Here is an 18,140-nt window from a genome sequence, read left to right as displayed (position 1 = left end):
AATGCACTGCTGATGCGATTCGCTTACGAAGCCGTTGCCTCTTCTGCATTATTTTGGCTGAACACTACGCACTGCCTCTAAGGTTGAGAGCGCCGCGTCCAAATCGTCATAAATAATATTGCCTACAATCACGGTATGGGCAGCAATCGCAGCTGCCCGGGCTTTCTCCGCGTTATCGATTCCCCCGCCGTAGAAAACTCTTGCCCCTGTGACCAAGCTTCTGGCCCGCTTCACAAGCTCCATATCACCGAACTTCCCGCTGTATTCCATATAGATAACAGGCAGTCGCATTAGCCGATCCGCCATATAAATATGCGCAGTAACGCCTTCCGTATCAAGCGAGGATGTGGCGCTGGTCAGCTTGGCCGCTTCCGCGTCCCCATTCAGAATGAGATAACCTTCCGCCGAAGTATTTTCCCACGGGATGAACGCTCCGAACTTGCGCAGCGCCTGGATTTGACGCCCCGCCATCCATTCAGCCTTATCGGTGTTCAGCACGAGCGGGATAAAATAATGATCGAAGCCCGGCACGGCTGCCTCCTCATTCGATACCTCCAGCGCGCACGGCACCTCGTAACGGCGAATGCGCGACATGAGGTCCACCGTGTTGTCAAAGGTTACGCCGCTCGATCCGCCTACGATAATCGCGTCCGTGCCCGACATGCAGATCGCATCAAGCCGTTCGTCGCTAATTTCGCGGTCCGGATCGAGCTTGAACAGATGCCGCCACTCCATAAATATTGCCGATTGCAATTCCATAATGCCCTCCGCCTTCAAAATCTATCCTTCGGTTTAACCAGAGACTACTGCCCTAGCGCTTCAATCCGCTGCATGACAGCAAACTCGTTCGGATAGATCATCATATACTCCGTCAAGCCAACCATTCGAAACAGCTTCTCATAGTGCGGGGTGATGCCCCAGGCGAAAGTATGCACCCCTGCCTTGCTCCCCATGCGGGCCAACCGAATTAATACGGCCATTCCGCCGCTGTTGATGTAATCGACCTTCGTCAGGTCAATCGTCAGGAAACGGATGCTCTTGCCTAGCTCCGCCTCCCCTTCAAAGCCGTCAAGCAGCTTCGTTTCCGCCGACTTGTTCAAATCGCCTTCCAGTTTCAGCGCAATGCCTCCCGGAAACCGATGTAATGCTATCGAAAATGGCTGGTCTGCCATGTTCAAACCCCTTTCTGCGCGGCCTGCTCTGCTCCTGCCTCTGCCTCTGCTTCTGCTTCTGCTTCTGAAACTGAATGTGATTTGCGCATAAAATAAAGCTCCGTATAAAAGCCGCGTTCGTCTCGTCCAGTCGTCCAGTAATCCGCAAGCGTATCGATCATGACAAGCCCCCACCCGCGGGGATCTTCGGACTCCAGCTTCTTGCGCATCTCATCCTCATCCCGTGACAATTTCGGGTAAAAGCCGCCGCCCTCATCGTAGATCCGGCACACCATGAGCATGCCGCCGATTTGCGCGATCACATTTACATACGCATTTGGCTGCATTTTGTTTCCGTGCTCGATCGCATTTATCATCGCTTCGCACACAGCGCTTTGCACGTCCTCATATATATCGGTATTCGGCCATCGTTCCTTCATCCAATCGCCCAGCTTGAGCGCGATCAGCTTCTCGTCGCCGAGCTTGCTTCGCATCGCCCATTCGCGGGTCATAAACGGATTGTCGAAGGTAGCCGCCGATGCCAGCGAACTCCGGTACTCGCCAGCCAGCTCCAGAACAACGACCGTCCGGTCATCCATACCTGCTCCGCATTCGTGGTCCATACGGGCAAGCCAGTTGTCTACGGTTTGCGTAAGATCCTCTTCCGGCTGCCAGCTCGCAAGCTCTGCTTCCAATCCGTCGAAGCTATACATTTGGCCCGCTTGATTCACGGCCTCAATTAATCCATCCGTGTATAGCAGGAAGCGATCACGGTTGTTAAACTCGAAACAAATTTCTTCGTACGTTGCGTCCGGATCGATCCCAATTGGAAGCGAGCTGCATTCCACCGCTTGAACACGGCCATCTTGCGCAATGATATACGGCGACAAGTGACCGGCACTCGCATATTGCACTTCATTCGTCGTTAAATCGATGACGCCTACACCGATGGAGACGGAGCCTTCTTCGCCCATCGCCTCGCATAACTGCCGATTCATCCGCGCGAGTACCTCTGACGGACTGCCGTTACGCCGAATTTCCGAGCGAAAAATAAGCAGCTGAGCAGACATAATCAGCGCCGCGGGCAAGCCTTTGCCCGACACGTCGCCGATCATGACCGCAAACCGGTTCGGACTCAGGGAGACGACGTCGAAGAAATCGCCGCCGACTTCGCGGTACGATTGGCAGCGCGCCGTAATCCGATATGCCCCGATCGTCAAATCCCCTGGAGGAAGCAGCTTCTGCTGTACATTGTAAGCCATCTTCAGCTCGCGCTCCAGCGATTCGTATTCGCGGTTGATTCGAATTTGCAGCTCGTTATAGGCGACAGCCAGCTCACCGGCTTCATCGTGCAGAATGGCAGGCAGGGCGCCGCTCGGCAGCCCTTGCCCGGCGACAAGTCCGCGAATGCCGCGAATCAGGCCGCGCAGCTCTTGCCTGAACTGCATCGTGACATAGCTGAATAAGGCGATACTCATTATAAAATAAAACGAAGCGATTAGGCCTAGCTTGTACGGGTCAATCGTCGCCCCCGTCTTTGCAGTCGTGAACGTCAGCTGAAGCAAGCTAAGCAGCGTTACAAGCATGGTACAAGCGTATGTAAGAACGATGGGCTGAGCGATCGACGTTCGCCCATCGAATTGATCCGGCAGCTGCTGCAAGCGCATGACGGGTCTGAATAGGCGTCTCGTCGTAGTGAACAGCACAATCGCCAATGAGATGAACAAGCTTTGTTCCCCAGCTACTTGGCCGAGCAGCTGCAGCCACGTGTCGTTATTCGGTGCCGTTTCTGCATGGTATACGATGGAGTAAAGCACGCCGATGACCGCAGAGCTGATGAGCAGCTCGTAGGGCATTCGGTACAGCCGAAGCAGAGCGCCGCTCGTTAAGCCTGTACAGTCCTTCCCATTCTGCTGATCGAGTTCCTTCAAGACTGGCCTCATCCGCCAAGCCGAATATCCCGCTATCACGAGCGCCATCACCAGAGCGAAAGCGAGATTGCCAAGCTGCGGGATACGAAGCCCGGCCGAAGCCGAAGGCGCTACCAACATTGTATCCGCCTGCAAAATAATTAGTCCGCCCAGCAGCACAATTCCGTAGACGAGCAGCAGCCGGCGCAGCAGCATATAGCCCGTCATTTCCATAGCAGCTTCCTGACTTCTTCCAGCGGCTCGCTCCCCAGCTCTTCCTTGCAGATCCGCTCCAGCCGCCGGTACCAGCTAATCGCCTCGATTCTCCGTTCCCCGCGCAGGCAGTGAATGATCATCGCCTCATACGCTTCTTCCTGTTCCGGACGAAGCGCAATCCAGTCCGCCAGGCACTGCTCTACACGTGCCTCATCCTGCAGCTCGCCATAGTAAACGGCAAGCCGCTTAATCATATTCGTCTGCCGGTCCAGCAGCTGCTCACGCACACGCTCAAGCCATTCTGCCTGCGGCAGCTCCGTGCCAAGCAGTCCATACATGTCCTTAGCTTTATCATATAAGCGGGACGCCTCTTCACGGTCGTCCACCCATAGTTGATCGCCGATTCTGGTCAGCGTATTGTAATCCTCTACATCGATCGCATCGAAGCCATTTTCAGCCACGCCGATAACGCCCCGCTTCGCATAGATGAGATCCTCCGGCATGCCCAGTTCCTTCAGTGACGAGCGCAAATCATGGAGCGTCACATACAGCTGGTTGGACCGTTTGGATAAATCACCTTCGCCAAACACGCGATCGATCACTTGCTCCCGGTTAGCCCGGAAGTTCGGCTGAAGGAGCAGGTAGACGAACAATTCGCCTGCCTTGCGCCGCTTCCATATAGGCTCAAATACGCTGCCGTCCATCATCGTAAAGTTGATGCCCCCAAACAACCGTGCCCGCCACTTGGCTGCTTCCGGCTGCCCAGAGGACGAAGCCGCTTCCTCATATAACGGTCGGCCAGCGTCTCTGGATGCGGATGCGGCAGGTTCCTCTGTCACTGTCAGCTCCGCGACTTCAGCTAAGCCGGCCGCAGCAAGCGAAGCAGCGAGCCGCATGGTAAGCCGCTCAATAGAAGGCGACGTTACAAGCCTGCGCATACGGTCTAGTTGTTCGAATGGCCGCAAGGCTTGATCCGTTTGACGTTCCTCCAGCAGCTGCTTAATTCTGGCGCCTGCCGCATAGATGCAGCATTCGAGATCTGCTGCCAGCTCCGGCGGAAGCGTTGACGGCGCATCCATCAGGATGGCTTGGCTTAAATAAGCGTAGCGTGCCGGCAGCGTGCCGCACATGGATTCGCTCAGCTCCGGTGCCATCAGCACGCGAACGACTGCCGCGCCATGCGGGTCACCTGAGGCATGGCGCATAAGCCAGCTCATCCACAGCTGCCAGTCCACCTGCTCGCTTGCGGTGTGGTCAAACAGCCGCTGCTCGAGCAGCACAAAGGCAGCCCAGACCGGCTTGCCTTCCTTGCGAAACCGCTCAGCCGCCGCCTGGAACAAACGCTGCGCCTCCGCGGCATAGTCCGCGGCAGCGCGATCGATTGTTGCCGCAGCGCGTGCCAATGCCCACGGCACGAAGCCGCTGCACTGCTCCGGCGTGCGGTTCCATTCCTCGGCAAGCTGCGCCATGAACGGGCCCGCTTCTTGCCGGTCGCCGACTCGCATATACAGCAAGCCGAGCATCGCCATCATCGTCAGCATGGCCGACTCGTCGGCTTGCGCAGCGAATCCGCGCAGCGCCGCTTCCAGGCGCTGCTTCGTCTCGATCAGACGGCCGTTCAATAGGCCGTCCTCGCACTCCGCGCGGAGAAGCAGCGGAGATTTCATTCGTATATCGGCCGGAATGGCCTGTAAAAGCTTGGTGGCGGGCATCTGTCCATCCAGTATCGCGCGCTCCGCCTTAAGCACTTCTATGAGCCAATTGTCATGCTGCAAAGTCGTATTTCCATCGGTTTTTTGATTCATTGGTCATTCCTCACCATGCTACTTTGATAACCTGCCTCACGATCCCCTGGCGCAAAATAATGCTTTAGGGTATAGACAATAAACGACGTTAACCTTTGCTACCTATTCGCTCTATATCGGTCAAATCCCTCCCTTGTGTTAGAATTTGCCATTTTCCATTATCTGCATGATCGAGTGAATCCTATAAAGTGCAAAAAAGAGGAGCCGAATGGTCGGCCCCTCTTGTGCAATGCTTTATTTGACCAGCTGGCCGCGCGTTACGCCAAGCTGATTTATCGCTTTTAAACTGCGCCATACTTGCGTTCCGCCAATGCGTCCTGCAAGTGCATCGCTGTATAGATCGATAACCTCGTTCACTTTGTCCGCGGTCTCTTCGAGGAACTCAATCCGGAACGAAGCGACGCCAAGCTCGCCGAACTGCTTCATGTACTCTGCACCAGACTGCTCGATTGCGTTGTACACGGTGTTGCGGCAGCCTTCATCGACGCGCACGGGATGCGACATGCCGATCCGGTCCTGCAGCGAAACGTTATGCTCCTCGCAAGGACGTCCGCAGTTCGTGAAGTCCGTACCTTCGCTGAGGAACGTGCAATAGACGCAGTGCTCCGTGTGGAACATCGGCAAATGCTGATGAATAACCACTTCCATCTTCGACGTGTCGCTGCGGCGAAGCAGGTCGAACATTTGCTGAACGTTCAAATCGTACGAAGGCGTAACGAGACTGCAGCCAGCATCGAGGAACAGGTTCGCCGCCTTGTGGTTCGCGATGTTCAGCGAGAAGTCGCCGACCAATTCCGGGAACGCTTCATTCGGCTTCGAAGCACGCGCACGCAAGTAGTAATAGAGCGCGCCTGTATTGCGAACGAGTACCGCATCCGGCTTCAGCTTCAAGATATTCGCATGGTAGCCGTTCTCATTCGGCATATGGATACGCGGCGTGACGAGGCCGATCGGCTTGCCTGCGCTGCGCGCCAGCTCCATCGCAGCAGGCAGCTGCTTGATGAACTCAAAGTCGGCATACACCATCGCGACTTTATCGGACTTCACTGCAGCTTCAAGCTGCGGGAGGCTGCGGCAAAGGACTGTCAATTTGCCTGAAGCAGCGCTCGGCAGCGACTGCTCTTGCAATGGCGACTGTGTTCCCCGACCGCGCGCATCGTCGTTAATCTCAACTTCATGCTTGATATACACCGGCGGCTTCGGACGCTCGCCTGCCAATGCTTCTACCGCTTCGCGGCGCATCCGGTTCAGCTCGCGCATCGGCACGATCAAATCGCCGTTCAGCTCCACTTCCAGCGACTCCAGCTGATAGACGGTGCCGCCAAGACGGCCGAGCTGTTCTTCCAGAATCGCGCGGTCCATCGGACGCTTCTGCGCCTGCTCGAGCTCAAGCTCGGAGCTGATCTCTACCGTGTTGCCCTTCTCTACATCTGTCCATACGGAATGCAGCGGCTGCCCGAGCTTGCCCGTCACCTTCACATGCAGCGGGAATACCCGGTACGGCTTCTCCGTCTCGAACGTCGCGCGCAGACGTCTATCCAGCGCAGGATCGCTTGTCTTCCAGACGCGATCGCCGACATGAACACGGCGAAGGTCCACGTCATTGCGCCCGGGAACGAGCTCAATGACTAGCCCTTCCTGCGCTTCGCCTTCCAGCTTCGTGCCTTGGCGGCGAATATCATAGATGCGTCCGCCCTCTTCCTTCTTCGTCGGATCGCCGGCGTCGAACACAATGCCGTCGCCGCGCTTCACCGGCGCTTCGACTCGGCAAACCACCGCGTCGCGGAGCACCTTCTCGACGCGGCCCAGATAAACGCCGCGGCTCTTCGGGAATGTGCCTTCCACGAGCTGCTTATTGTTCGTGCCCTCGAGGAAGCCGTGCGTAAATCCGCGCGAGAAGCTCTGCTGCAGCTCGCGCATCTCTTCCTTCGACGGCGCGGAACGGTCGCCATCGAAGTACTTGTCAATCGCGCGGCGATACTTGCTAACGACGTTCGCCACATATTCCGGGCTCTTCAGGCGGCCTTCAATCTTGAAGGACGTCACGCCCGCTTCAATCAGTTCCGGCACAAGCTCGACAGCCGCAAGGTCCTTCGGCGAGAGCAAGTATGCCACATCGCCCATCGGCTTCTGCTCGCCGTCGACCATCAGGTCATACGGAAGACGGCATGCTTGCGCGCATTCGCCGCGGTTGGCGGAACGGCCGCCCCACATTTCGCTCGTCAAGCATTGACCCGAGTAAGACACGCACAGCGCGCCGTGCACGAATACTTCCATGGGCAGCTTCGCCTGATCGCCGATCGTCTGAATTTGCTTCAGGTTATTTTCGCGTCCAAGGACAACCCGTTCAATGTCGAAAGGCTTCGTGAACTCTACCGCCTCCGGCGACGTAATCGTCATCTGCGTCGATCCGTGGATCGGGAAGTCCGGCGACATCTCGCGAATCAGCTTCACGAGACCAAGATCCTGTACGATAACCGCGTCAACGCCAGCGTCGATGCACGCTTCGATCAGCGCTTTCGCTTCGCCGAGCTCTTCTTCGAACACGAGGATATTAAACGTGAGGAATCCCTTCACACCATAACTGTGCAGAAAAGCCATAATCTCCGGCAGCTCGTCGGTATGAAAGTTATTCGCTCTCGCTCTTGCATTAAATTTCTCCACACCAAAAAAAACAGCATCGGCCCCATTGGCCACTGCCGCCCGCATGCACTCCCAATCGCCGGCTGGCGCCAGCAGCTCGATATCTTGCCGTTTCAACGTACTCATTTTCAATATAACGCCTTCCTATCTCGTTCTCTTATTTCCCTACAGTGTACCAGAGCAGACGCCCAAACGAAAGCCGCGCCCAAGCACGAACGCCGCTTCTCTCCGGAATTTTTCCAGAAAAGAAGCGGCGCAGCGCGGGACAAAAGGTTAAATTCAATTGCTAAGGTCCCATAACTTGCTTGATACATTAGGACGCGAGTGTATATCGAATAGACAATTCATTCGGTTGGTCGCTAGATATCTTATATCCTAGCATTGAAGCTAGCTGCATGAACGGTACGTACGCCGTACCGCCAATCAACTTGCCTGGGTATGCAAGCTCCACAGCGTTATCATCCTGTAACGCCTGCTTGTCCCCCATCTTCAGCTTGATTTTTGAATCGTCTCGGCCGAGGACAAGCTCCTTAGTCGCTTGGTTCCAATCCAGCGTCGCTCCGAATGCTTGAGCCGCTTCTTTCACGGGTACAAGCAGTTCGCCTTCCCCAGGCATAATACGGCTGCTGAATACTTTCTCGCTCGGATCATCGCCCATGAACACTTGTACGCTAAGCGGATCGCCGTCCGGCGACAGCGCAAAGGTCTGCACCTGCTTCGCCAGTTCATCTGCGAAGGATTGCGCATTCGTGTCATTCATCAGATAGCGCGCGTCTTTCTGTCCGATTGCTTCGGCAATGGCAGAGTTGACGTCCTGATTGTGGTGAGACATGTCTTTGTACAAATCGAGGTTGTACGTCCATTCGGTAGCCGTCTGGAAATTGTAAACCTCCGTATTCGGCAGCGCATGAAGCTGCTCGTACATCCACACCGCCATCTCCAGCTGATTCTGGTAACGGACTTTGTTCGTCTTTTCCCACATGACCTCGCGCAGCACGCTGTAGGGCGGATAATAGACGATAAATTTCACTTCCGGATGCGCTTTGATGAGCTTCAATACACGCGTATTAAAGTTGTCCTTGATGACGTCCAGCGGCTCTTCATTCAATCCGAAGTAAGCCTCTGCCACACCGGCTTTCTCATAATCTTTCAACACGAGCTTCTTCCCGAACGTAACCGCGTAATTCCAATTGTAGAGACCCTCCAGCGACTGCGACGGCGAGCCTTTGATCTGCTTCATGATGCCTTTAAAGAAGGAATCATACAGGCTGTAATTCAACAAGTAACGAACGTCGTTCAGCTTGTTGTCGTCGTATAGGTAGTCCGGAAATTCCCCGGCCGCCTCTTGGTCTCCTGTCTTAAGCGCAAAGTAATCGAGTCCCCACAGCACTTGCTTGACTTTGCCGGTCTCGATCGCCAGCTGCGCGATCTTGAATTGCTCGTCTGCTGTCGATCCGCGGATGGAGAGCTTCAGCGTATGTGCGCCAAGCGCTTTATCCACTTCGGAGGGACGGAAGTTCTCCGTCATCGATGTGCCCACAATTATCGTGTCGTAATCATAGTTGCGTGCAAGGCCCGGATTCTGGTAACGCTGTTCATTGGAGAAGACCGGGTCGTAGCCGAACGGCTTATGATAGAACTGCAACGGGTCCACGATATAAGTGATAAGTGCGGCAAGCATGGCAAACAGCAAAGCAAAGACTACGAACATGGCTAACATGCGCTTGGCAGCTTTCGCCGTTACTCGGGTTGACTGGACCCCTCTTGTTCCAGCCGTGAGTGCTGCTGCCTGCTGCGCGGTGGAGGGCTTCGCACGTTCTATTGGAGCTGAATTGTGCAAGATGATGCACCATCTTTCTTAGAAGTTGAAATATAGGAATGTGCTGATGCGGTTGAAATAGAGCAGCGAAACAATAAAGAGCGCACCAGCCGCAGCGGCGACCTTCCAGCTTGGCCGGAACGTACCGCTCAGCTGCGATGAATTAGAGGCAAAGAATACGATTGGCATCATGATGATGATAAGCAGAAGCGTTGGCGCTAGCAGCTTCAGGTCCGCAATCGCGATACCTTCCAACCCCGTCATCCCTTTCAACAATCGGAATGCCTGCTTCATGTCGTCCGCACGGAAGAATACCCACGTGACATTGATGAACATGAACGTGATGAACCATGCGAGCCAGCGCGGCATTTGTATGCCAAGCTTGGTCCACATCCGATGAATGACTTGTCCAACGCCATGGAGCGCTCCCCACAAAATAAACGTCCAGCCTGCGCCGTGCCAAAGTCCGCCGACCAGGAAGGTTACGACGAGGTTGCGAAGCATGATGGCTTCGCCTCTCCGATTGCCGCCCAGCGGAATATAAATATAATCGCGCAAAAACCGGCTGAGCGTCATATGCCATCTGCGCCAGAAATCTTGAATGCTGCGCGCTTTGTACGGCGAGTTGAAGTTTTGCGGCAATTTGATGTTAAAGATAAGTGCAGCGCCGATAGCCATATCGGTGTATCCGCTGAAGTCATAATAGAGCTGGAATGTATAAGACAGCGATGCGATCCAGCTTTCCACAAAATGCGAAGCGTTTGCAAAGCCGTCGTTCGCAGACACTGCGAATGTATCGGCAATGACGACTTTCTTGAACAAACCGATACAGAACAGGTAGATCCCCTGCGACGCATTGTTCCACTGCCAGACTTTATTGCGAAGGCGGTCGAACTGCGGCATCATTTCGCTGTGATGAAGAATGGGTCCAGCTATTAGATGCGGATAGAAGGTAACAAACAGGATGTAATTAACGATGTTGTATTCGCGTACTTTGCCCTTGTAAGCATCGACGAGATAAGCAATTTGCGTAAACGTGAAGAAGCTGATGCCAAGCGGCAAAATCAACTTAAGCAGCGGGAAAGCATGTCCCGTTACAGATGACAAGTTCTCCAGGAAGAAGTCGGCGTATTTGTAGTAAGCGAGCAGCAGCACATTACCCGTTATCGCAGTCGTGAGTACGAGCCTGCGACGGAGTACGGACCAATCCTTCTTCGTTTGCAGTATCCTGCCGAATGTGTAGTTAAACGCGATCGAGCCGAGAATAAGCGGCAGATACTTGGGATTCCACCAGCTGTAGAAGAACAGCGAGGAAGCCGCCATCCAACACTTCGCAACGAACACGAGGCGAAACCGATTGAGCAGGAAATAAACAATTGCCGTTATCGGCCAGAAGGCAAATATAAATACATAGGTGTTAAACAACATGGATGAATGGACACTCCTTGAATTTAGGGATGAACAGCCGTGTTCGATATCGACTCTATTGACTCTACCAACAAGACGTCATTATACCGTAAAAGTTTCACTCACCGCACCATTTTTTCAAAAAACTTGAAATTACCAGTAAAACGAACAGCGCGCTCGCTTTTGTCCACTTCGTATGCTTTTTTGGCATTGGCCCTGTTGAATCTTAACCTGGCTATTTGCTCATGTTATAATAAGTAAAGCTATGCGCAATACATATCCCATTTAGGAGGTAACTATACACGTATGAAACTCGGTGTATTCTCTGTACTCTTCGCTCAAAAATCCTTTGAGGACGCGCTCGACTACATTGCATCCAAAGGTCTTGACGCAATTGAAATCGGCACAGGCGGCTACCCTGGCAACGCGCACTGCGATCCAGACGTATTGCTGGCTGACGAGAGCAAGCTGAAAGCATTCAAGGACGCAGTTGACGCTCGCGGTTTGACAATCAGCGCGCTTAGCTGCCACGCGAACCCGCTTCACCCGCAAAAAGCAATCGCGAGCGAGCATGATGCCATCATCCGCAAAACGATCCAGCTGGCTTCCAAGCTCGGCGTACCTGTCGTAAATACATTCTCCGGCTGCCCAGGCGACCACGAAGATGCAAAATATCCGAACTGGCCGGTTGCTCCATGGCCAAACGATTTCCAAGACATCTTGAAATGGCAATGGGAAGAGAAAGTCATCCCGTACTGGAGCGAAATCGCGAAGCTTGCTACGGAAAGCAACGTGAAGATCGGTCTGGAGCTGCACGGCGGCTTCTCCGTACACAGCCCGGCAACGCTGCTTCGCCTGCGTGAAGCTTGCGGCGACGCAATCGGCGCTAACCTTGACCCAAGCCACATGTGGTGGCAAGGTATTGACCCTGTGCAAGCGATCCACATCCTTGGACGCGCAGGCGCAATCCACCACTTCCATGCGAAAGATACAACGATCGATCCGATTAACGTTAACCGTCACGGCGTAACGGACATGCAGTCCTATGCACTCATGCTTGACCGCGCTTGGCAGTTCCGTACAGTTGGCTACGGTCACGATCTGAAGACTTGGGCTGACATCATCAGCGCGCTTCGCCTTGTCGGCTACGACTACGTCGTGAGCATCGAGCACGAAGACGGCCTGATGTCCGTTGACGAAGGCTTCACAAAAGCTGTTCAAAACCTGCAATCCATCCTCATCAAAGAGCCGCTTGGCGAGATGTGGTGGGTATAATACCCGGTTTGCATTAGCAGTACTGCTGCGGATAACCTCCAGCCCTAACGGGTTGGAGGTTATTTTTATTGCATTATTATTGCAATAAAAAATGCCGGAATCTTGAGGTCCATCCCAAGATTCCGACATTAGCCGTTCAGTCATTATGTGTTTGGCGCCTAATTAGGAAATCCAAACTTTGAAGATCATAACGTAGTTCGCGAACAGGAATACTGCAAGCGCTACAGTTGTAAAACCGATTGCGAATACGTTCTTCTTCGGACGAGCCATGATCAGACGAACCCAACCGATGAAGATTACAATCGTAAACAGAAGCATCATAATATCCATTGGATCGAATTTTGATAGTGTATTTGCTGCTTGTTCAGCAAGTAACATGGGTGTGGACCTCCTTATTTTCGCACGTAGCCTATATTAGTTATGTTAGCTTCATCACGAGCTCGATGCAAGTGACAATCGAGAATCGTAACAAGTTTGTCACCAATTCATGGGAGGATTCTTATATAACCAGAGTCTTTATTGTTTATAACAATTTCTTATAAGTGGATAGACGCTTCTCATTGTCGCTTGAACCGAAGTGTGGTACCATTCTGTGTAGTATTCATACGAAAATCGTCGGATTTTCAGATCAGCGCACGCTAAGCTGAGCATAACATCCTTAGGAGGAACGAGCAATGGCATATGAAGCCGTATGGATGAACGACCCTTCCAAATTAAATAAATTTGAGTTTATTAAAATGGAAAAAGACGGACTCGATGTAATTCGCACCATTATCGACAAGTATTCAAAGGAAGGTTATGCTTCCATCCCTGAGGATGACATGAACCGGTTCAAGTGGGCCGGCGTCTATGAACAGAAGCCGAAAGACGGCTACTTCATGATGCGGATCCGGATCAACACCGGTATTATGACTTCTGCACAAGCGCGTGCAATCGCTTCGATCGGCCGCGACTACGGTCGTGACTTGATTGACGTAACGACGCGTCAAGCGATTCAGTACCACTGGCTGAAGGTCGAAGACCTGCCGGACATCTTCAACCGCCTTGAAGCGGTCGGCTTGTATTCCTACGAAGCATGCGGCGACTGCCCGCGTACGATTGTAGGCAACCCGCTTGCCGGCATTGACCGCGACGAGCTGATGGATACTCGGGAAATCGTAGAGCAAGTGAACGATTTCTACCTGATGAACCGTGATTTTTCCAATTTGCCTCGCAAATATAAAATGTCCATTTCTGCAAACATCTATAACAATGCGAATGCCGAGATCAATGACCTTGCGTTCGTTCCGGCTACGAAAGTAATCGATGGTGAAGAAGTTATCGGCTTCCACGCTTATGTCGGCGGCGGCTTGTCCGCGAAGCCTCATCTGGCGAAAGAGCTCGACATGTTCGTTCGTCCTGAAGAAGTGTTGAAAGTATCCATCGGCGTAACGACGATTTTCCGTGACTTCGGTTACCGTGAGAAGCGTCACCAAGCCCGCCTGAAGTTCCTCGTGGCTGACTGGGGTCCAGAGAAGTTCCTCGAGAAGCTGAAAGAAATTATCGGGGACATGCCTTCTGCCGGCGAGAACAAAGTTGTCGGCTGGAACGCAGTTTACTACGACGGCGTATATCCGCAGCGCGAAGAAGGTCTTAACTTCATCGGTTTGAACGTGCCTGTCGGCCGTACAAACTCGGATGAACTTGAACAGCTTGCGGACGCAGCTGATCAATATGGCGATGGCACAATCCGTACGACAATGTCGCAAAACATTATGCTTGCCGGCGTTCCTGACGAGAAAGTGGCAGAAGCGCTTGAGCTTCCGGTATTGAAGCGTCTCTCGCCAAAGGCGAAGCCGTTCATGAGCCGTACCGTTTCCTGCACAGGCAACGAGTTCTGTAACCTTGCCGTCGTCGAGACGAAGGAACGCGCTCGCCGCGTTGCTGAGTTCCTGGACGAGCATGTGGAGCTGGATGAGAAGATCCGTATCCACTTCATCGGCTGCCCGAACGCTTGCGGCCAGAAGCACATTGCAGATATCGGTCTGCAAGGCGCGCTCGTTAAGACGCCTGATGGCATGGTGGATGCATTCGATATCGCAGTCGGCGGCATTCTCGGACCTGGCGCGAAGTTCAATGAATCGCTTAAAGGCCGTGTCAAAGCCGATGATCTTGGCTACGTGCTCGTGAAGCTGATCAACTTCTACAAAGAAGGTCGCGAGTCCGGCGAAACGTTCCATAACTATGTGAACCGCGTTGGCGTACCGGCGTTCCAAGAGAAGCTGACTGAAATTTTGGCTGTTTCGGCTTAATACATGTAAGGGGCTGCACGATCTCTTAAGTGAGATGATGCAGCCCCTTTGTTGTTTCATTATTTGTGGATGCTGATTGTGATCACACCTTCCTGCTTCGCGTAATCCACAACGTATCCGTAAGCTTCCGAGATCGTTCGAAGCGGCAAGTAGATATGCCCGCCCCTTGCGAGAGCTGGCTGCGAGATGTGTAACGTCTTGCCGAGCGAATGGTCCGCGAACTCCTTCTCCCCCAGCTTGATCGAGAAACCTGGCGATTTCTCGCCGATTACACTGAGATCGAACCTGAGCACGTTGAGTGTCTTCGCTTCAGGCCCGAATCCGATTCCTTTGGCTGCAACAACGAACGGAAAATTCACATAGGACGGAGCCACCATCAGAACACCGTTCTCGATTACATACTCACTAGCTGCTACCCTTGACTTAGTTCCATCTGTATTCACAATCATAACTGACGACGGTGCCTGCTTTGCCTCTGCCGCATGAGCTGGAACTGCAATAGCCCCTTCTAGAAGAGCAAATAAGGTTAATGCCGCCACTGCTGCGCAAATAACTTTAGTCCGTTTCATAGTAGGATGAGTCCTCCTTATGCCTCTATGTACCGTGCAATATTTACCTCGCCCTCCATGACGGTCATTGCTGGACAAAAGTTGCAGCAAAAGAAAAGCCCTTCCGGCCGCACGACTTTCATCAGAAGTCGTGATCCGGAAGGGCTTATTCATTACGTTTAGTTCTCGATCGCTGCGGCAGCTACCTGCTCTACTTCACGCTGCTGCGCAATAGTACGCTCACGGTCGCGCTCAAGAATCGGCTTCAAGTAGCGGCCCGTATAGGAGCCTTGTACTTTCACGACGGCTTCAGGCGTACCTGTCGCCACAATCGTACCGCCGCCGTTGCCGCCTTCAGGCCCGAGATCGAGCAGGTAGTCGGCCGTCTTAATAACATCGAGGTTATGCTCGATGACGAGCACGCTCTCGCCGGAGTCGACGAGGCGGTGCAGCACGACGAGCAAACGGTCGATATCATCGACGTGGAGGCCGGTCGTCGGCTCGTCGAGGATATAGAGCATCTTGCCCGTGCTGCGGCGGTACAGCTCTGCCGCCAGCTTCACGCGCTGCGCTTCACCGCCGGACAGCGTCGTTGCCGGCTGTCCGAGGTTCATATAGCCAAGACCTACGTCAAGCAGCGTCTGCAGCTTGCGGTGGATACGCGGCACATTGCGGAAGAACTCGCATGCGTCCTCGATCGTCATCTCGAGCAGCTCGGCGATGCTCTTGCCTTTATATTTCACGTCAAGCGTCTCGCGGTTATAACGCTTGCCTTTGCAAATCTCGCACGGTACATAGACGTCCGGCAGGAAGTGCATCTCAATCTTAATAATGCCGTCGCCGCGGCAAGACTCGCAGCGGCCGCCCTTCACGTTGAAGCTGAAACGACCTTTCTTGTAGCCGCGCACCTTCGCTTCGTTCGTCGACGCGTACAGATCGCGGATGTCGTCAAAGACGCCGGTATATGTCGCCGGGTTCGAGCGCGGTGTACGTCCGATCGGCGATTGGTCGATATCGATGACCTTCTCGATATGCTCGAGACCGCGGATTTCCTTGTGCTCGCCTGGACGCACCTTCGCTTTGTTCAAGTCGCGCGCCAGTGTCTTGAACAGAATCTCATTAATGAGCGTCGACTTACCAGAGCCGGATACGCCAGTAACCGCCGTAAATACGCCGAGCGGGATCTTCGCATTCACGTTACGCAGGTTGTTCTCCTTCGCGCCGCGAACCTCCAGCCACTTGTCGCTCGTCTCGCGACGCTTCAGCGGCACCGGAATGAACTTGCGGCCGCTCAGGTAGGCGCCAGTGAGCGATTGCTCGTCCGCCATAACCTCTGCCGGCGTGCCCATGGAGACAACTTGGCCGCCATGAATACCAGCGCCTGGGCCGATGTCGATTATATAGTCGGATGCGAGCATCGTATCTTCGTCATGCTCAACGACGATGAGCGTATTGCCGAGATCGCGCATATGCTCCAGCGTCTGAATGAGCTTGTCATTATCGCGCTGGTGCAAGCCGATGCTCGGTTCGTCCAAGATGTACAGAACGCCCATCAGACTGGAGCCGATCTGCGTCGCCAGACGAATCCGCTGCGCCTCGCCGCCGGAGAGCGTGCCCGCCGCGCGGTTCAGCGACAAGTATTCCAAGCCGACGTTGACGAGGAAGCCAAGACGGCTGTTGATTTCTTTCAGAATGAGATGAGCGATCAGGCGCTCCTTCTCACTTAGCTCCAGCCCGTTGAAGAACCGATCCGCCTCACCAATCGAGAGGGACGTCACATACGAGATATTTTGGCTGCCGATCGTGACCGCCAGACTCTCCTTCTTCAGACGGTGGCCTTTACAGCCGCCGCATGGCTTCGCGCTCATGTAGTTCTCGATATGCTCGCGGATGCCATCAGAACCCGTCTCCCGGTAACGACGCTCCAGGTTGTTCACGATACCTTCGAAAGGAACATATGCATCCTTGGAATGGCCGAAGTCATTCTCATAACGGAAACGAACACGCTCGCCGCCAGTGCCGTACATCAACTTCTTCATATGCTCTGCTGTCAGTTCGCTCACAGGCACATCCCGCGGAATGCCGTAGTGAAGACAGACCGCCTCCAGAAACTGCGGATAATAGTTCGACGTACTTCCTGCCCACGCTTCAAATGCGCCTTCTTCAATCGATTTCGAGGCATCCGGAACGAGCAAGTCAGGGTCAACGATCATCTTCGCGCCAAGACCATCACAGTCCGGGCAAGCGCCGTATGGACTGTTGAACGAGAACATCCGCGGTGCCAGCTCATCGATACTGAAGCCGCACACCGGACATGCCAAGTTCGAGCTGAACAGCAGCTCTTCCTTCTCCATCACGTCTACGATGACTTGACCGCCGGACAGCTTCGTTGCCGTCTCCAGCGAGTCCGCGAGGCGGCTGTGAATATCGCTCTTCACGACGATCCGGTCCACGACGACCTCGATGTTATGCTTCTTGTTCTTCTCAAGCTCAATCTTCTCGCTAAGCTCGCGCAGTTCGCCGTTTACGCGGACACGTACGAAGCCTTGCTTCTGCACATCAGCCAACAGCTTCGTATGCTCGCCCTTACGGCCCGATACGATCGGTGCAAGAATTTGCAGCTTCGTCCGCTCTGGATATTCCATAATCCGATCGACCATCTGCTCGATCGTCTGAGATGTAATCTCGATGCCGTGGTCCGGGCAATGCGGCTTGCCGACACGCGCGAACAACAGACGCAAATAGTCATAGATCTCCGTTACCGTACCGACGGTCGAACGCGGGTTACGGCTCGTCGTCTTCTGGTCGATCGAGATCGCCGGCGACAAACCGTCAATGGAGTCCACATCCGGCTTCTCCATCTGCCCAAGGAACTGACGTGCATAGGCAGAGAGCGATTCGACGTAACGGCGCTGCCCTTCTGCATAGATCGTGTCGAACGCAAGCGACGACTTACCCGAGCCGCTAAGTCCCGTCAGAACGACGAACTTATCACGCGGAATCGTCACATCGATGTTTTTGAGATTATGGGCTCGCGCCCCTTTGATTACGATCGAATCACTAGCCATTTATTTA

12 protein-coding genes are annotated in these 18,140 nt (G+C 53.9%); 2 read left to right on the top strand and 10 right to left on the bottom strand.

Annotated elements, in window-relative coordinates; genetic code table 11:
* Positions 1-48: 48 nt before the first annotated feature.
* The 7 genes from pcrB to A8990_RS13575 all read right to left on the bottom strand — a co-directional run bounded on the left by pcrB (position 49) and on the right by A8990_RS13575 (position 10,972).
* On the bottom strand, positions 49-759 hold the full coding sequence (gene pcrB, locus A8990_RS13605) for a heptaprenylglyceryl phosphate synthase (protein ID WP_245996008.1): 711 nt from the start codon (positions 757-759) through the stop codon (positions 49-51).
* A 44-nt stretch (positions 760-803) separates the two neighbouring features.
* Positions 804-1,172: an STAS domain-containing protein gene (locus tag A8990_RS13600; RefSeq protein ID WP_116189584.1), complete on the bottom strand. Its 369-nt coding sequence runs from the start codon at positions 1,170-1,172 to the stop codon at positions 804-806.
* Between the two features lie 2 nt (positions 1,173-1,174).
* Positions 1,175-3,295: an ATP-binding SpoIIE family protein phosphatase gene (locus tag A8990_RS13595; RefSeq protein ID WP_116189583.1), complete on the bottom strand. Its 2,121-nt coding sequence runs from the start codon at positions 3,293-3,295 to the stop codon at positions 1,175-1,177.
* Complete coding sequence (locus A8990_RS13590) at positions 3,286-5,082, bottom strand: AfsR/SARP family transcriptional regulator (protein WP_116189582.1); 1,797 nt, start codon at positions 5,080-5,082, stop codon at positions 3,286-3,288. The genes A8990_RS13595 and A8990_RS13590 overlap by 10 nt, the downstream gene beginning before the upstream one ends.
* A gap of 234 nt (positions 5,083-5,316) precedes the next feature.
* Positions 5,317-7,851, bottom strand: coding sequence for a U32 family peptidase (locus A8990_RS13585; protein WP_116189624.1), 2,535 nt, complete (start codon positions 7,849-7,851; stop codon positions 5,317-5,319).
* A gap of 187 nt (positions 7,852-8,038) precedes the next feature.
* Complete coding sequence (locus A8990_RS13580; protein WP_147306808.1) at positions 8,039-9,565, bottom strand: stalk domain-containing protein; 1,527 nt, start codon at positions 9,563-9,565, stop codon at positions 8,039-8,041.
* An 18-nt stretch (positions 9,566-9,583) separates the two neighbouring features.
* Positions 9,584-10,972 carry an MBOAT family O-acyltransferase gene (locus A8990_RS13575; RefSeq protein WP_116189580.1) on the bottom strand — a complete coding sequence of 463 codons (1,389 nt, stop codon included), beginning with the start codon at positions 10,970-10,972 and terminating at the stop codon, positions 9,584-9,586.
* A gap of 285 nt (positions 10,973-11,257) precedes the next feature.
* On the opposite strand from A8990_RS13575, the gene A8990_RS13570 reads away from it, so the two are divergent.
* On the top strand, positions 11,258-12,226 hold the full coding sequence (locus tag A8990_RS13570) for a sugar phosphate isomerase/epimerase family protein (RefSeq protein WP_116189579.1): 969 nt from the start codon (positions 11,258-11,260) through the stop codon (positions 12,224-12,226).
* 162 nt (positions 12,227-12,388) lie between these two features.
* Here A8990_RS13570 and A8990_RS13565 read toward each other — a convergent pair whose 3' ends face one another.
* Positions 12,389-12,604 (bottom strand): hypothetical protein, encoded by a 216-nt coding sequence (locus A8990_RS13565; RefSeq protein WP_116189578.1) that lies wholly within the window; start codon positions 12,602-12,604, stop codon positions 12,389-12,391.
* A gap of 296 nt (positions 12,605-12,900) precedes the next feature.
* Here A8990_RS13565 and A8990_RS13560 point away from each other — a divergent pair, with 296 nt between their 5' ends.
* Positions 12,901-14,517 carry a nitrite/sulfite reductase gene (locus tag A8990_RS13560; RefSeq protein ID WP_116189577.1) on the top strand — a complete coding sequence of 539 codons (1,617 nt, stop codon included), beginning with the start codon at positions 12,901-12,903 and terminating at the stop codon, positions 14,515-14,517.
* A gap of 59 nt (positions 14,518-14,576) precedes the next feature.
* Here the strand turns inward: A8990_RS13560 and A8990_RS13555 are convergent, their stop codons facing one another.
* Positions 14,577-15,086 carry a stalk domain-containing protein gene (locus A8990_RS13555; RefSeq protein WP_116189576.1) on the bottom strand — a complete coding sequence of 170 codons (510 nt, stop codon included), beginning with the start codon at positions 15,084-15,086 and terminating at the stop codon, positions 14,577-14,579.
* A gap of 158 nt (positions 15,087-15,244) precedes the next feature.
* Complete coding sequence (gene uvrA / locus A8990_RS13550) at positions 15,245-18,133, bottom strand: excinuclease ABC subunit UvrA (RefSeq protein WP_116189575.1); 2,889 nt, start codon at positions 18,131-18,133, stop codon at positions 15,245-15,247.
* Between the last annotated feature and the right edge of the window lie 7 nt (positions 18,134-18,140).

It is taken from the genome of Paenibacillus taihuensis (assembly GCF_003386535.1).
In the GTDB taxonomy this organism is placed as follows: domain Bacteria; phylum Bacillota; class Bacilli; order Paenibacillales; family Paenibacillaceae; genus Paenibacillus_Z; species Paenibacillus_Z taihuensis.
Note: the sequence above shows the minus strand (reverse complement) of the source record. Positions and strands in the feature narration are given on the sequence as shown.

Coding starts and splice junctions, on each gene's coding strand:
- A8990_RS13600 (WP_116189584.1), bottom strand. CDS start 1,172: ATGGCAGACCAGCCATTTTCGATAGCATTACATCGGTTTCCGGGAGGC.
- pcrB (WP_245996008.1), bottom strand. CDS start 759: ATGGAATTGCAATCGGCAATATTTATGGAGTGGCGGCATCTGTTCAAG.
- uvrA (WP_116189575.1), bottom strand. CDS start 18,133: ATGGCTAGTGATTCGATCGTAATCAAAGGGGCGCGAGCCCATAATCTC.
- A8990_RS13595 (WP_116189583.1), bottom strand. CDS start 3,295: ATGGAAATGACGGGCTATATGCTGCTGCGCCGGCTGCTGCTCGTCTAC.
- A8990_RS13575 (WP_116189580.1), bottom strand. CDS start 10,972: ATGTTGTTTAACACCTATGTATTTATATTTGCCTTCTGGCCGATAACG.
- A8990_RS13565 (WP_116189578.1), bottom strand. CDS start 12,604: ATGTTACTTGCTGAACAAGCAGCAAATACACTATCAAAATTCGATCCA.
- A8990_RS13585 (WP_116189624.1), bottom strand. CDS start 7,851: ATGAGTACGTTGAAACGGCAAGATATCGAGCTGCTGGCGCCAGCCGGC.
- A8990_RS13560 (WP_116189577.1), top strand. CDS start 12,901: ATGGCATATGAAGCCGTATGGATGAACGACCCTTCCAAATTAAATAAA.
- A8990_RS13590 (WP_116189582.1), bottom strand. CDS start 5,082: ATGAATCAAAAAACCGATGGAAATACGACTTTGCAGCATGACAATTGG.
- A8990_RS13570 (WP_116189579.1), top strand. CDS start 11,258: ATGAAACTCGGTGTATTCTCTGTACTCTTCGCTCAAAAATCCTTTGAG.
- A8990_RS13555 (WP_116189576.1), bottom strand. CDS start 15,086: ATGAAACGGACTAAAGTTATTTGCGCAGCAGTGGCGGCATTAACCTTA.